Below are 13,713 nucleotides of genomic sequence, written 5' to 3'. Positions count from 1 at the left end.
CAATTCTATACAGATAATACACCATGAGTAAAGTTGTCATAGAATTACAAAATATCAAACGAAACTTCCAGGTGGGCGATGAAACCGTACATGCACTGCGAGGCATATCATTTTCCATCTGCGAAGGAGAGTTTGTCACGATTATGGGAACTTCCGGTTCAGGAAAATCTACCTTGCTGAACACCTTAGGATGCCTGGACACGCCTACAAGCGGAGAATATCTGCTGGACGGAGTTTCCGTAAGAACCATGAGCAAACCCCAGCGGGCTGTATTGCGTAACCGCAAGATAGGCTTTGTTTTTCAGAACTACAACCTGCTTCCAAAGACTACAGCCGTAGAAAATGTAGAACTTCCGCTGATGTACAACTCGGCTGTCAGCGCAGCCGAACGCCGGCGCTGGGCCGTTGAAGCACTGATTGCGGTAGGACTGGGCGACCGACTGGAACACAAGTCGAACCAGATGTCCGGAGGACAGATGCAACGTGTAGCCATTGCCCGTGCACTGGTCAACAATCCGGCTGTAATTCTGGCCGACGAAGCGACAGGTAACCTCGATACACGTACTTCTTTCGAGATACTGGTACTGTTTCAAAAGCTACATGCAGAAGGACGTACCATCATCTTCGTTACCCACAATCCGGAATTGTCGCAATACAGCAGCCGGAATATCCGACTGCGCGACGGACATATAATAGAAGATAAGGTAAACAATCACATTCTGTCGGCAGCAGATGCGCTGGCCGCCCTGCCGAAAAATGACGAAGACTGATCGGCCTTATAGTCAGTCATAATTATTAAATTCTATTAGTAACATGAATGGAACAAATCTTTTTAAAATAGCCTTCCGTGCATTAGCCAACAACAAGCTTCGTGCATTTCTTACCATGCTCGGCATCATCATCGGAGTAGCTTCTGTCATTGCAATGCTCGCCATCGGACAAGGTTCAAAGCGAAGCATACAGAAGCAGATTTCGGAAATGGGTTCGAACATGATTATGATTCACCCGGGAGCTGAAATGCGAGGAGGTGTCCGCCAGGATCCATCGTCCATGCAGACCTTGAAACTGGAAAATTACGAGACACTGCGCGACGAGTGTATGTATCTTTCGGCTATCAGTCCGGATGTTTCCTCTTCCGGACAGCTGATTGCGGGTTCGAACAACTATCCGTCTTCGGTAAGCGGCGTCAGCATCGATTATCTGAAAATCCGCCAGCTCACCGTAGAAGAGGGAGAAATGTTCAGCGAAAACGATATACGTACAGCTGCGAAAGTATGTGTCATCGGAAAAACAATTGTAGATAATCTTTTCCCCGACGGAACCGACCCGATAGGAAAAGTAATACGATGCAACAAAATACCTTTCCGTGTAATAGGTGTCCTGAAATCGAAAGGATACAACTCAATGGGTATGGACCAGGATGATGTGGTACTGGCTCCTTATACTACCATAATGAAACGTTTGCTGGCACAAACGTACCTGAGCGGAATATTTGCTTCGGCACTGACCGAAGACATGACCGAAGAAGCTGTCGACGAAATATCCGCTACCCTGCGCCGTGTACATAAGCTGAAAGCTACCGACGATGACGACTTTACCATCCGTACACAGCAGGAACTAAGCTCCATGCTGAATACGACAACCGACCTGATGACTACCTTGCTGGCATGTATAGCAGGAATCTCGCTGGTAGTAGGTGGTATCGGAATTATGAATATCATGTATGTGTCCGTCACCGAACGTACACGTGAAATCGGACTTCGAATGTCTGTAGGAGCGCGAGGCATTGATATCTTGTCGCAATTCCTCATCGAATCTATATTAATAAGTATTACCGGAGGATTGATCGGAGTAATACTGGGCTGCGGAGCAAGTTTCGTAATAAAGACTGTAGCACACTGGCCTGTATTCATCCAGCCCTGGAGTGTATTGCTTTCGTTTGCTGTATGTACGCTTACAGGTGTTTTCTTCGGATGGTATCCGGCTAAGAAAGCCGCCGATCTTGATCCTATCGAAGCATTAAGATACGAATAACGATAATGAGCTTGTGAAAGTTCATTTTTATAACTTTGTTCTTCATAACTTTGGTTTCCTTGTCCGGCTGCCTATGGCAATAAAAGTATTGCTAAGCAGCCGGACTTTTTAAAGTTTTTTGATTACTTTTGCTCACTGACCACACAACCTATGAAACAGCTCACTTATACGACTCACCGTTCACTCGAAATTTTGATCCACACTATTTGCTGGGGACTCTTTTTCACCTTTCCACTGTTCTTTACACAAAACAGTGACGGTTCCATAAAGTGGCAAGAATTCATACATCACTGCATTGTTCCTGCCTCTCTCTTTGTCATCTTTTATCTGAATTATTTTCTTTTCACTCCGCATATTCTCTTTCACGGCCAGACCAAACGGTTCATATTCGTGAATTCAATAGTCATTGCAGTCATGACAATCGGGCTGCGCTACTGGAACAACCTGAACTGTCCTCCCCCGCCCGACGACCGACCTGTACCACCAGTATACATCTTTTATCTGCGCGATCTGGCAAGTCTGATATTCTCTGCCGGACTGAGCGTGGCCATCTGCATGAGTAAACGCTGGAGCGAAGCCGAGGCAGAACGTCGGGAAGCTGTAAAAAGCCGTACGGAAGCAGAACTGAAAAATCTGAGAAACCAGCTCAACCCTCACTTCCTGCTGAATACGCTGAACAATATTTATGCGTTGATTGCCTTCGACTCTGAAAAAGCACAACAGGCCGTACAGGAACTAAGCAAACTGTTGCGCTATGTACTATACGACAATCAGCAAATGTTCGTCCCGCTGAAAAAGGAAATTGACTTCATATGCAACTATATCGAACTGATGCGCATCCGCGTATCGGCGCGGGTAAACATACAGACACAATTCAACATCAAGCCTCAAAGTCAGACACCCATAGCTCCCCTGATATTCATATCGCTGATTGAAAATGCATTCAAGCACGGCATCTCTCCCGTGGAACCCAGCTTTATCAGCATCACCATTTCGGAAGACAATGATAAAATAACGTGCACGATACGCAACAGCAATCACCCGAAAACCGAGGCCGACAAAAGTGGTTCCGGCATCGGACTGGAGCAAGTGAAAAAACGTCTGGAACTGATTTATCCCGAATCCTACAAATGGGACAGACATGTATCCGACGATGGAAAGGAGTATCTTTCCAACATTACAATCTATCTGAACCATCAATCTAAAAAAGACTAAAATATGAACTTAAGATGTGCCATTGTCGACGATGAACCATTAGCTTTAGGACTATTGGAGAGTTACATAAAGAAGACTTCCTTTCTGGAACTTTCGGGAAGTTATTCCAGTGCAATACAAGCCATGAAATATTTGCCAGAGCATCCGGTTGACGTGCTTTTCCTGGATATCCAGATGCCCGAACTTAGCGGACTGGAGTTTTCGCGCATGGTTCCGAAAGATACCCGAATCATCTTTACTACCGCCTTCGACCAGTATGCACTCGACGGCTATCGGGTAAATGCACTCGACTACCTGCTGAAGCCAATCAGTTACTCCGATTTTATGGAAGCAATAAACAAGGCTGTCGGATGGTTTGAGCTTCAACAAAAGGCAGTCAAGCAGAACTCCGAAACAGCAGACGATAACAAGAAAAACTACATTTATGTAAAAAGTGATTACAAGCTGATACAAATTGAACTGAACAAGATATTGTATATAGAAGGTCTGAAGGACTACATAAAAATTCATCTGGAAGGAGAAGAGCGTCCCATACTTTCACTGGTAAGTATGCGCGCCATGGAAGAAAAACTCCCCGCAGACAAGTTCATCCGCGTGCACCGGTCGTTTATTGTCCAAAAGCAAAAGATAAAAGTTATCGACAAAGGAAGAATAGTTTTCGGAAAAGAATACATTCCGATCTCCGATAGTTACAAACAGGAACTCCAAAATTATGTTAATGAACATATTGTTTGAAAGAACCGTGTTTATTTAACTTTTTTTTACCGACCTGTTCAAAGTTTTTCCAACGAACATTTGTCACTTCTAAATATAACCTCTATATTTGTAGAGTACATAATAAGAACAGAAGTTGTGAAACTTCTTATTTGAATAGTTTAGTTAAGTCTAGTTTAGTTTTTGTGTTGTGATACTCCTACTGATAGTGTTCAGTGGGAGTATCTTTTTTATGCCCTCCCTACATATGAAAACAGCCGATTGCAGCCTTCAAGCAAAGTCACACGGATTTCACATTTATTCACCATAAGGCAGACATAAACATTCATTTAAAAACTCCCTATCCATATGTTCCAACGCAACAGACTATACAAAAATCTAAACATTTCTACTGATCAGCTACAAGACACGTAATCTTTACAACCCGTTTCATATCGCCTGCCCGATAATCTCTCCAAAAATTTCAGAAACATGCCCCCAAGCCCAAACAAAGCTCAGGAGATCTCAAGAAAATTTGTACAAAAAATCAGAAAGTTTGTACAAATTTTCCAAAAACGTCAGCACGTTTTTAAGCAAACGTCTGCATGTCCCTCCAATCATCTCCCTATCTTTTCTACTTTTTATATATAGAACCTATTCCATAAGTCCGGCAAAAACATAACTTTGCAACAAAACTCAAAAATAAACACGTATGAAACGAACTGTATATTTCTTTGCCTGTCTGGCTTTTGCCGGCATCTTAGATTCCTGTAGCGGGAATAAATTCATCACATCATCGGGACTACGGTCGGAGGATTTCCGCCAAAAGGTTAACGGAGAAAAGACCGCCTTATACAAAATAAGCAATAAAAACGGACTGGAAGCCTGTATCACCAATTATGGTGCCCGCGTGGTATCACTCATGGTGCCCGACCGCAACGGTAAGCTGGAGGACATCGTCTGCGGATTTCCTGATATAAACGGTTACCTCAGCCAGCCACAGAATTATGGAGCTACCGTAGGACGATATATCGGACGCATCTTGCATGCACGATACGTGCTCGACGGAAAAGAATATTGCTTGCAGGCAAATCATACCGACGGGCATACTGCACACGGAGGCGATCCGAATTTCGGTGCCCGCATGTGGAAAGTGCAGCAGGTCACTCCTTCTTCTGTCACCCTGACCTACCTCTCTCCCGACGGAGAAAACGGATTTCCCGGAAACCTGAAAGTAAAAATTACCTATACCGTTACCGAAGCCAACGCACTCGATATCCGCTACGAAGCTACTACCGACAAGCCAACTGTAATCAATCTGTGCAATCATTCGTTTTTCAACCTGTCGGGTAACCTGAACAGCAGCGTGGAAAACCAGATTATGTGGGTGGATGCCGACTACTTTACGCCTTATGACAAAAAGAAATGTGTGACAGGAGAATTATGGCCCGTCAAAAGTACGCCACTGGACTTCACTCAACCTCATGCCATAGATCGGCATATCAACGATGAGTATGGACAATTGCAAGTAGTAAACGGATACGATCATGCATGGGCACTCCGTTCTCCGGGCGATGACAGCCGACCTGCCGCCTGGATATACGACGAAAACAGCGGACGAAAAATGGAAATCTATACTACCGAACCTGCTGTTCATATCTATACGGGCAACGGACTGAAAGGAAAAGTGAAAGGGAAAAATGACATTTGTTACCCGTTCCGAGGAGCTGTATGCTTTGAAACCTGCCACTTTCAGGACAGTCCGAACAATCCACAATTCCCCTCTACCACGCTAAGGCCTGGTAAAGTTTTCCAGAGTCATACGGTGTATAAGTTTACTACAGACTAATTGAGCATCCGGACAGAAAGAAGCCAAGCATCCGTTCCGACCTATTCTAAAAGGAAGATAAAATATTCTTTTTTACCACACCCAGCGAATCAGAACAGTTTTTCTGAAAAAATAATAAATAAAATGCAACTTTTTATGGCAAAATTTGCATGAAAAAACAGGAAAACGAATAATTATATGACCACTAAAAATCGATGCAACAGCATCTTACACTCCACATTTGCCGCACTGGCACTTGCTGGTCTTACGATGCTGACAAACGGGTGCGACATGATAGAATATCATCCCTACGACCTGAATATAAAGGGAGATACAGACATTAACCGGAAAAACATACAGACCATTGAAGCAAACTTGAACGGAAAGGAAGAGTTTTCGTTTGTCCTTATCAGCGACACACAGCGCTGGTATGATGAAACGGAAGATGCCGTAAATGCTATCAACGAACGTAATGATGTGGATTTCGTGATACATTGCGGCGACCTTTCCGACTTCGGCATGAAAATGGAATTTGAAAAACAGCGCGATATTCTGAACCGCCTGAGCGTCCCCTATGTATGCCTGCTGGGAAATCACGACTGTCTGGCTACAGGCAAGGAGGTATTCAACACTATTTTCGGCGATGAAAACTTTGCATTTACAGCCGGAAATGTGCGTTTTGTATGCCTCAACACCAACGCTCTGGAGTTTGATTACTCGGAAGCCGTACCCGACTTTTCTTTTTTGGAGCATGAACTACAGAACTTTCCTTCTCAGGCAAGCAAGACGGTAGTTGCCATGCACGCTCCTCCCCGCTCCGAACAATTCAACAATAATATCGCAAGAGTCTTCCAGTATTGCATTTCGCAATTCCCTTCTCTGCAATTCTGCATATACGGACACATACACAGCTTCTCGGAAAGTGATATATTCGAAGACGGCACCATGTACTATTCTGCCCCTTCCATCAACAAAAGAAACTATGTATATTTTACAATCAAAAAAAATGAATACAACTATGAGCTGGTCAATTTCTAAATATCTGCTGACTGCACTGCTGGCTGCTCCCCTTAATCTGTTCGGCATAACCGACGAAACGGAAGAATTGCCAGCTCCCAAACGCTGGGACAAGCGAGTGCATCTGAAATATGAGGGCTGGGAAAGGCTGAAACCGACTCATGCAAAAATACAATATGCAGGAGGAATGGGTGTAATGTCGGCCGGTGTAGGCTGGGATTACGGCAAACGCCGACAGTGGGAAACCGACTTCCTGATAGGTTATCTGCCTGCCAAATATGCTACCGACTTTCTTTTTACACTGACTGTAAAGCAAAACTATATTCCGTGGAGTATGAGTTTTGGCGAACACTGGGCACTGGAACCGTTTTATTGCGGACTGTATCTCACGACTATAGCCGGAGAAGAGTTCTGGGAAAAGGAACCCGGACGATACCCTAACCGCTATTACAATTTCAGTACGAAGATTCGTCCGTATATATTTGTAGGACAACGACTGAACTTCAACCTGAAGCACGGTATAGTAAAGCATATTTCCTTGTTTTATGAGGTGAGCAGTTGCGAATTGTATATTATCAGCAAGGCTACAAACAAGAGTCTGACAATGAAAGATATACTACGCTTTTCGTTCGGAGCCAAAGTACAATTGTTTAAAAACAGACAAAAATAACCTGCCGGCACGCAGTATTTATCAGAATCGTACATTTTAGTAATAAACAAACAAGACGAATATGATAATACCACAGCTCAGTAACATGCAAAACGAAAATGAAACAGATGAATATAAGTCAGATAACAAAAAGATGCTTGCACGGACAATTTATGCCATAGTAGGCGGTATCATCATACTGAACCTGGCATGGTGGATTGTTTCACTATGCACGCATTAAAAAAATACAGACACTCAAAAATAATCTCTTTATAAACTTTCTTCCTATATGAAAAAAGCTTGCCCTATGTGAATAGAGCAAGCTTTTATTCTTTTATCGCTTACCGGATACCTGTCAGAGCAGAATAACCGTTACACTGCGTGCACCGTGTGCACCCATAACAAGTGCCTGTTCGATATCGGCCGTCTTCGACGGACCTGAAATGAATACGCCATATCCATATTCACCGGTATCGATGCGCTTGTAAGCCTCGTGCATGTTGTTCACCAGATTCTTCCGGTCGAGCAGGATAACCAGTGCTTCCGAAATGAAATATACGGCACGCTGTTCAACATCTTGCTGCAACCATACGGCACCATTCTCACAAACACCTATGCGTCCGTCGACAATGGCAAGATCTGTTCCGTCGAGATCTCCCGATTTCTCCACATCGTCGGGATGAAAGGTTCCGCAGGTAACGGACTGTATGCCGTCTTCCGTCTTCACTTCACGTACAACCGAAGCTATACGGCGGGCATCGGGATAAGCTTTCTTTATTGCTTCGTTTACATCTTCTCCTTTCTGCAATACAACAGCCTGCCCTCCAACTACTTTCATGATGTTGCAGAACTGTGCGACTTTATCTTCATAAGTCAGTGCTTCATGCTCCAAATCAGACAAGTCCGGCTTCTCATAGCGCATTCTTGTATTGCGGCGTATGCTTTGTAATATATCTTCTCTGCTACTCATACTCATTCACTTTATTCTTTTTCCACATTTCGTTGAAGCTCTCCTTGGCAAACTTCGGTATTTCACGTTCTTTTCCCCAGTCGTCCAAGTCATTGTATACCACACCGCGAGGCAAAGAATTGACAATCGGCGCATTCTTCAACGCAAAATTAAACAGAGCCGGACGCGACATGAGGAATTTCATGCCACCCGACATGAGCTTCTTCGACGAACTGGCTACGCCCAATGTATGCAATCTCTGACGCCAGTCATAAATCTGGTCTGCCAGATCGACTTTTGCCGGACATACATTCTGGCACGAATGACACAACGAGCATGCCGAAACATTCTCATAGTAATGCAACGGTGCTTTCAGCATTCCCAGATTGATGCCGATAGGTCCCGGAATAAAATAAGTGTATGAGTAACCTCCCGAACGACGATAAACGGGACAAGTGTTCATGCAGGCTCCGCAACGCAAGCAGTTCAGCGTCTTGACATGATGCTGATCGGCCAGAATACGGCTGCGTCCGTTATCTACGATAATGATATGCAATTCTCCGCCTTTGCGCGGTTTGCGATAATGTGAGGTATAAGTGGTGATAGGTTGTCCGGTTCCCGAACGGGCAAGCAGACGGGTAAATACTCCCAAGGCATCGCGGTCGGGCACAATCTTTTCCATTCCGAACGCTGTTATCTGAAGTTTTGGCTGGGAAGTTCCCATATCAGCGTTACCTTCGTTGGTACATACCACACATTCTCCTGTAGAAGCTACGGCAAAGTTGGCTCCCGTCATGGCGGCTTCGGCTTCGATAAACTTCCGGCGCAAGTTCTTGCGGGCTGCATGAGTCAGATACGTCTGGTCATTATTGCCGGGCTCTGTTCCCATTTCACGAACGAACAATTCTCCGATTTCTTCTTTCTTTACATGGATGGCAGGCAGGACAATGTGGCTCGGACGCTTGTGCATCAGTTGCAGAATACGCTCTCCCAAGTCGCTTTCCACCACTTCGATACCTTTCTTTTCCAGAAATTCATTCAGTCCGCACTCTTCTGCCAGCATCGACTTACTCTTGATGAAATGCTTTACCTGATGCCCCTGTAAGATATTGTATACAATGGAACAATATTCATCGGCATCTTTTGCCCAATAGACACAGGCACCGTTTGCCAAAGCATTCTTTTCAAATTCCTGAAGCAACTGGTCCAGATGACTGTTGCTGTACATCTTTATGGCACACGCCATATCACGCAAGTGTTCCCATTCGGGCACCTGTTTGCTCATTTTATCACGTTTGGCACGAACCATCCACAATGTTTCATCGTGCCATGCTGCCAGTTCCTGATTCTCCAGAAATTTTCCGGCAGCCTTTGCATGTTTCGTACTCATAATCCAGCAGCTAATATTTGAACGATATGAATGGTCTTGATAGGAAGCTTTTCACGCTCTATGATTCCTCGCTGGTGCATCAGGCATGAACTGTCGGCTCCTACGATATATTCGGCTCCGGTCGCCATATGACGCTTAACCTTGTCACGTCCCATCTGGCCGGAAACATCGTGTTCTTCTACCGCAAACATTCCTCCGAAGCCACAGCATTCGTCCGGACGCTCAGGCTCTACGATTTCTATACCCTTTACCAGCGACAGCAGATCGCGCAGCTTATTATAATAAGGAATATTCAACTCACTGGGAGAAGAAAGTTTCATCAGACGCACTCCGTGACAACTGTTCTGAATACTGACCTTGTGAGGGAATGAAGCCTGAAGGGAGGTTGGCTTTACTACATCGTGAATAAACTCACAGATGTCATATATCTTACCTTCACTGGCACAACGATGTTTCTCCTCCGCCAGCAGATTGCCGTAATGGTCGCGCACAAATACCACGCAACTGGCCGAAGGACCAACTATATAATCATAACTCTCGAATAATTTGTCGAATCGCTTTGCTAATTCTTTCGATTCATTTTCGAACCCTGCATTCGCCATAGGCTGTCCGCAACAGGTCTGGTCTAACGGATAGTCTACATCTACACCCAAACTTTTCAGAAGCTTGTAAGAAGCTACTCCCACTTCGGGATAGACAGCATTGATATAGCAGGGAATAAATAATCCTACTTTCATCATTTTACCTATTTTGTTTCTGCACAAACAAAGGTATGGCTTATTGATGAATTAACAAAAAAAGAAAAATGAAAAAAAAGTCAGAAATTTATACTTACCGGCAAAATCGAACAAATAATGCAAGTATTACTGGCATTTGTTTACAAAATAGACACCACAAAGCGCGAGCCCCCCGCGAATCACTTCGCAGGGGACACCCAACTAATAACTAACTTTTTACTTGTGGTTTACGTAATTTCATATGACTAACACTGCAAAGATACGGGTGTCTGCCCGTCCCTGCAATACCTAAATGTAGGTATTTTAGAAACATTCCAGATAAGGAAGCATGTTACAGTTTCATTTTTACCTCGCTCAGCTCGACCAATTTATTTACGATGGCATAAATGGTAAGTCCGGCTGCCGAATGAATCTGCAGCTTGCGGGTAATGTTGCGCCGGTGGGTAATGACGGTATGTACCGAAATAAACAGTTTTTCTGCAATCTCCTTATTGGTCATGCCTCGTACTACACAGCCAATAATTTCTTTTTCTCGCTGGCTCAGAGTATCCAGATCAGCATCTTCCTCTTCGGAAAGATTCATAAGTACGGAAATCTTCTTTCCGAGCGATTCCGTATCGTCGAAAAGATTTATGCTGTCATCGTAACCTTTCAGTTGATTGGCATCGACAAACGTACAAAGCAAAGACACGATTTTGGTTTCCGGATGCTGATAATGTTCCTTAAAGGCATCGACATCGAACCAGCCCTCAAACTGAGGATTAACGATCAATATATTAGGAGTATGTGCCTCCATGCAATGCTGAAGCCCTTCCTTCGAGGTGACCTCTATGGTCTGTATGTTCATGTCGGGCAAACGCTTGAGAACGGCAACCAACCCGCTTCGCACAATAACCGAAGTTTCGGCCACAGCTACTAAAATCAATTCCTGCGATTTCATTTCTCCCCCTTTTCCAGTTCCATAATGGCAGGGACAAACAAGTAATCTTCTACCCGGTTATGCGATGCCAGATCTTCTTCACAACTAAAAATATCGAATAATGTTGCATTCAGCAACTGATTATCGCCATTGGCCGGATAGTACTTGATGATAATATTTTTCAATTCGGTCAGTTTGGCATTTACTTGATCGTGGTGACGTGCAAATACACCTATATTATATTGTGTAGAGCGCTCACTGTTCAACAAGCCACGTACATAAGTGAAAACCTTTTCGTTCTCATACTCCATGTGCTTTCTTACCTCGCCCACATAATCGTCGAAAAACTGAAGTATCAGAAAGGATACCTCGTTATGGGAAGAAAAGTCGATGGCTTTTATCAGTTTCCTGCGAATAGTAGGCAACTGGAAATCCAGGAAATAGGAATGAGCACGTTGCAGATAATCCATCAAAGCCGGCACAGAAAGCCCGGTTATATGGTCTTGCATGCGGTTACTCTCTTCGGTAAGAAAGTTCACTACGGCAAGGAAGGTAGTACAATCGACTCCGTTCATGCTGCATACTTCCTGTACTGACTTGTCACCGAAGCCCAATGGTACGCCAAAACGGCTCAAGACCTGCAGTAAAGCGTAGTTCTCACAAATCAGATCACTCATTTTATCGGTCGGTTTATATATTTTGGTTCCACCCATAGCAAAAATAGAATTCATATTATTTTCGTTTACAAAGTAAGATAATTCATACAGGGTATACAATCCCTATTTTTAGGTATTTAGGCAAACAGTTATTCGTCCTGTCATTCTACCCAAAGCAACATTACGCGACGTGTATTTTCCGTTACCCGAAAGCGATTGTCAGTCCGTTCATTAACCAACCATACAATATCGTTTCCCGAACATACCACACATTGGTTGTCTTTTTCGAATAAGGTGAATTTACGGTCACGCAGGTAATCACGTACTTTTTTGAAGCCGTTCATGCCAAAGGGAATAAACTTATCTCCCGACTGCCATCGGCGTAATGTCAAAGGTTCTACCAATTTATCAGCATCCAGGCAGGCAATCTTCGGGTCACGGGAAACTTTAAATCCGGTTTCTATCTCACGAACTTCGTGATGCAATATCTTATGCGAAACATCTGGCAACGACTCACGTTTTTTTAAAAGCAGACAGTCACGGTCGCGCAACAGCACATAGTTCTCAGAATAAAAAAGGCGTCCTGACTCAGCCTCCAGACTTCTGTATATATCCTTCAATTGAGCAGCATTGAATCCATACGGGTGAAAAAGCTCAAACAGTACAGCAAGAGGAGATACTTCCTTTACAATCCGGGGAATACTGAACCGCCCCTCCTCCTCTGTAACCCGGGCACAAGCAACCTTCATCGCTTCACGATATACGGCTTCCACATCAGATAATCGGCGTGCTGTCTCGGCTATCGACTCACAAACTGACGGATTGATTTCCCTCAACATAGGAATTACATTTAACCGGAGCTTGTTTCGCGTATATTCATCTTGCAGGTTCGTACTATCGGTCACGTAATCCTGATGAAGATTCTTCAGGAACTCCAGTATTTCCTCACGGCTGACATCCAGTAACGGACGGACGATTACCCCATTAATAGCGGCAATACCCTTCAAACCATTAATTCCCGTTCCTCTGACCAGATTCAACAGAAATGTTTCTACACTGTCATCACGATGATGAGCTACTGCTATCACCTTTGCTCCAACCTCAGTACGTACTTGCTCAAACCATGCATATCTCAACTCACGAGCTGCCATTTCTATAGATATTCCTCTCTGTGAGGCATATCCGGTTGTATCAAAATGTACGACCTGCAACGGAACATGCAGATTGCTGCATAATGTCCGTACAAAATTCTCATCACGGTCCGACTCTTCACCCCGAAGATGAAAATTACAATGTGCTGCAACACATGTATACCCTTCCAGCAATAATACACGCAATAAAGCGACGGAATCTGCTCCACCACTCAAGGCAACCAATATCTTATCATCAGGAGCAAACAAACGTTTCTCGCTGATACTCTGATTAATTTTCTGTCTAAACATATCACAAAGGTAAAAAATGTTCTGCAAATGTGCCGGACAATCCTTAGAAAGATACAAAATTCATCTGTAAAATATCAAAATGTTTATCAAAGGCCAATTTCTTTATCCTTCCCAAAAAGGAGATTTTACCAAAGAATTCTTCTCCAGCCTTATTACATTCCCGCTAAAAAAGGCAGATCAGAGA

14 protein-coding genes are annotated in these 13,713 nt (G+C 44.0%); 8 read left to right on the top strand and 6 right to left on the bottom strand.

Going from position 1 to position 13,713, the window contains the following annotated elements:
* Positions 1–23 precede the first annotated feature (23 nt).
* The 8 genes from ACZM60_RS05890 (at position 24) to ACZM60_RS05855 (ending at position 7,677) form a co-directional block, all read left to right on the top strand.
* The gene (locus ACZM60_RS05890; RefSeq protein WP_489521026.1) at positions 24–770 is read left to right on the top strand and encodes an ABC transporter ATP-binding protein; all 747 of its coding nucleotides are present in this window, start codon (positions 24–26) and stop codon (positions 768–770) included.
* A gap of 43 nt (positions 771–813) precedes the next feature.
* Positions 814–2,034: an ABC transporter permease gene (locus tag ACZM60_RS05885; protein ID WP_489521025.1), complete on the top strand. Its 1,221-nt coding sequence runs from the start codon at positions 814–816 to the stop codon at positions 2,032–2,034.
* A gap of 150 nt (positions 2,035–2,184) precedes the next feature.
* Positions 2,185–3,249, top strand: a complete 1,065-nt coding sequence (locus tag ACZM60_RS05880; protein ID WP_340318414.1) for a sensor histidine kinase — start codon at positions 2,185–2,187, stop codon at positions 3,247–3,249.
* Between the two features lie 3 nt (positions 3,250–3,252).
* Complete coding sequence (locus ACZM60_RS05875) at positions 3,253–3,984, top strand: LytR/AlgR family response regulator transcription factor (RefSeq protein WP_340318413.1); 732 nt, start codon at positions 3,253–3,255, stop codon at positions 3,982–3,984.
* A 670-nt stretch (positions 3,985–4,654) separates the two neighbouring features.
* A complete protein-coding gene (locus tag ACZM60_RS05870) occupies positions 4,655–5,791 on the top strand; it encodes an aldose epimerase family protein (protein ID WP_489521024.1) in 1,137 nt (378 codons plus the stop codon).
* Between the two features lie 249 nt (positions 5,792–6,040).
* On the top strand, positions 6,041–6,808 hold the full coding sequence (locus tag ACZM60_RS05865) for a metallophosphoesterase family protein (RefSeq protein WP_340318599.1): 768 nt from the start codon (positions 6,041–6,043) through the stop codon (positions 6,806–6,808).
* Positions 6,789–7,457, top strand: coding sequence for a hypothetical protein (locus ACZM60_RS05860; RefSeq protein ID WP_021970599.1), 669 nt, complete (start codon positions 6,789–6,791; stop codon positions 7,455–7,457). Before ACZM60_RS05865 ends, ACZM60_RS05860 begins: the two co-directional genes overlap by 20 nt.
* A 61-nt stretch (positions 7,458–7,518) precedes the next feature.
* The gene (locus tag ACZM60_RS05855; RefSeq protein WP_021970600.1) at positions 7,519–7,677 is read left to right on the top strand and encodes a hypothetical protein; all 159 of its coding nucleotides are present in this window, start codon (positions 7,519–7,521) and stop codon (positions 7,675–7,677) included.
* Positions 7,678–7,791: 114 nt separating this feature from the next.
* Here ACZM60_RS05855 and ACZM60_RS05850 read toward each other — a convergent pair whose 3' ends face one another.
* The 6 genes from ACZM60_RS05850 to tilS all read right to left on the bottom strand — a co-directional run bounded on the left by ACZM60_RS05850 (position 7,792) and on the right by tilS (position 13,529).
* Positions 7,792–8,406 (bottom strand): LutC/YkgG family protein, encoded by a 615-nt coding sequence (locus tag ACZM60_RS05850; RefSeq protein ID WP_021970601.1) that lies wholly within the window; start codon positions 8,404–8,406, stop codon positions 7,792–7,794.
* Complete coding sequence (locus ACZM60_RS05845) at positions 8,399–9,775, bottom strand: lactate utilization protein B (protein ID WP_489521023.1); 1,377 nt, start codon at positions 9,773–9,775, stop codon at positions 8,399–8,401. The genes ACZM60_RS05850 and ACZM60_RS05845 overlap by 8 nt, the downstream gene beginning before the upstream one ends.
* Positions 9,772–10,512 carry a (Fe-S)-binding protein gene (locus tag ACZM60_RS05840; RefSeq protein WP_021970603.1) on the bottom strand — a complete coding sequence of 247 codons (741 nt, stop codon included), beginning with the start codon at positions 10,510–10,512 and terminating at the stop codon, positions 9,772–9,774. Before ACZM60_RS05840 ends, ACZM60_RS05845 begins: the two co-directional genes overlap by 4 nt.
* 331 nt (positions 10,513–10,843) lie before the next feature.
* The gene (locus tag ACZM60_RS05835) at positions 10,844–11,452 is read right to left on the bottom strand and encodes a response regulator transcription factor (protein ID WP_021970604.1); all 609 of its coding nucleotides are present in this window, start codon (positions 11,450–11,452) and stop codon (positions 10,844–10,846) included.
* Positions 11,449–12,144, bottom strand: coding sequence for a hemerythrin domain-containing protein (locus ACZM60_RS05830; RefSeq protein ID WP_489521037.1), 696 nt, complete (start codon positions 12,142–12,144; stop codon positions 11,449–11,451). The genes ACZM60_RS05835 and ACZM60_RS05830 overlap by 4 nt, the downstream gene beginning before the upstream one ends.
* Before the next feature lie 104 nt (positions 12,145–12,248).
* Positions 12,249–13,529, bottom strand: a complete 1,281-nt coding sequence (gene tilS / locus ACZM60_RS05825) for a tRNA lysidine(34) synthetase TilS (protein ID WP_489521022.1) — start codon at positions 13,527–13,529, stop codon at positions 12,249–12,251.
* Positions 13,530–13,713 lie beyond the last annotated feature (184 nt).

This window comes from Phocaeicola sp. (genome assembly GCF_057861905.1).
The sequence above is the reverse complement of the archived record's forward strand: the minus strand, read 5'-3'. Positions and strand labels throughout refer to the sequence as shown.

Coding starts and splice junctions, on each gene's coding strand:
- ACZM60_RS05875 (WP_340318413.1), top strand. CDS start 3,253: ATGAACTTAAGATGTGCCATTGTCGACGATGAACCATTAGCTTTAGGA.
- tilS (WP_489521022.1), bottom strand. CDS start 13,529: ATGTTTAGACAGAAAATTAATCAGAGTATCAGCGAGAAACGTTTGTTT.
- ACZM60_RS05835 (WP_021970604.1), bottom strand. CDS start 11,452: ATGAAATCGCAGGAATTGATTTTAGTAGCTGTGGCCGAAACTTCGGTT.
- ACZM60_RS05830 (WP_489521037.1), bottom strand. CDS start 12,144: ATGGGTGGAACCAAAATATATAAACCGACCGATAAAATGAGTGATCTG.
- ACZM60_RS05865 (WP_340318599.1), top strand. CDS start 6,041: ATGCTGACAAACGGGTGCGACATGATAGAATATCATCCCTACGACCTG.
- ACZM60_RS05845 (WP_489521023.1), bottom strand. CDS start 9,775: ATGAGTACGAAACATGCAAAGGCTGCCGGAAAATTTCTGGAGAATCAG.
- ACZM60_RS05860 (WP_021970599.1), top strand. CDS start 6,789: ATGAGCTGGTCAATTTCTAAATATCTGCTGACTGCACTGCTGGCTGCT.
- ACZM60_RS05890 (WP_489521026.1), top strand. CDS start 24: ATGAGTAAAGTTGTCATAGAATTACAAAATATCAAACGAAACTTCCAG.
- ACZM60_RS05840 (WP_021970603.1), bottom strand. CDS start 10,512: ATGAAAGTAGGATTATTTATTCCCTGCTATATCAATGCTGTCTATCCC.
- ACZM60_RS05870 (WP_489521024.1), top strand. CDS start 4,655: ATGAAACGAACTGTATATTTCTTTGCCTGTCTGGCTTTTGCCGGCATC.
- ACZM60_RS05850 (WP_021970601.1), bottom strand. CDS start 8,406: ATGAGTAGCAGAGAAGATATATTACAAAGCATACGCCGCAATACAAGA.
- ACZM60_RS05885 (WP_489521025.1), top strand. CDS start 814: ATGAATGGAACAAATCTTTTTAAAATAGCCTTCCGTGCATTAGCCAAC.
- ACZM60_RS05880 (WP_340318414.1), top strand. CDS start 2,185: ATGAAACAGCTCACTTATACGACTCACCGTTCACTCGAAATTTTGATC.
- ACZM60_RS05855 (WP_021970600.1), top strand. CDS start 7,519: ATGATAATACCACAGCTCAGTAACATGCAAAACGAAAATGAAACAGAT.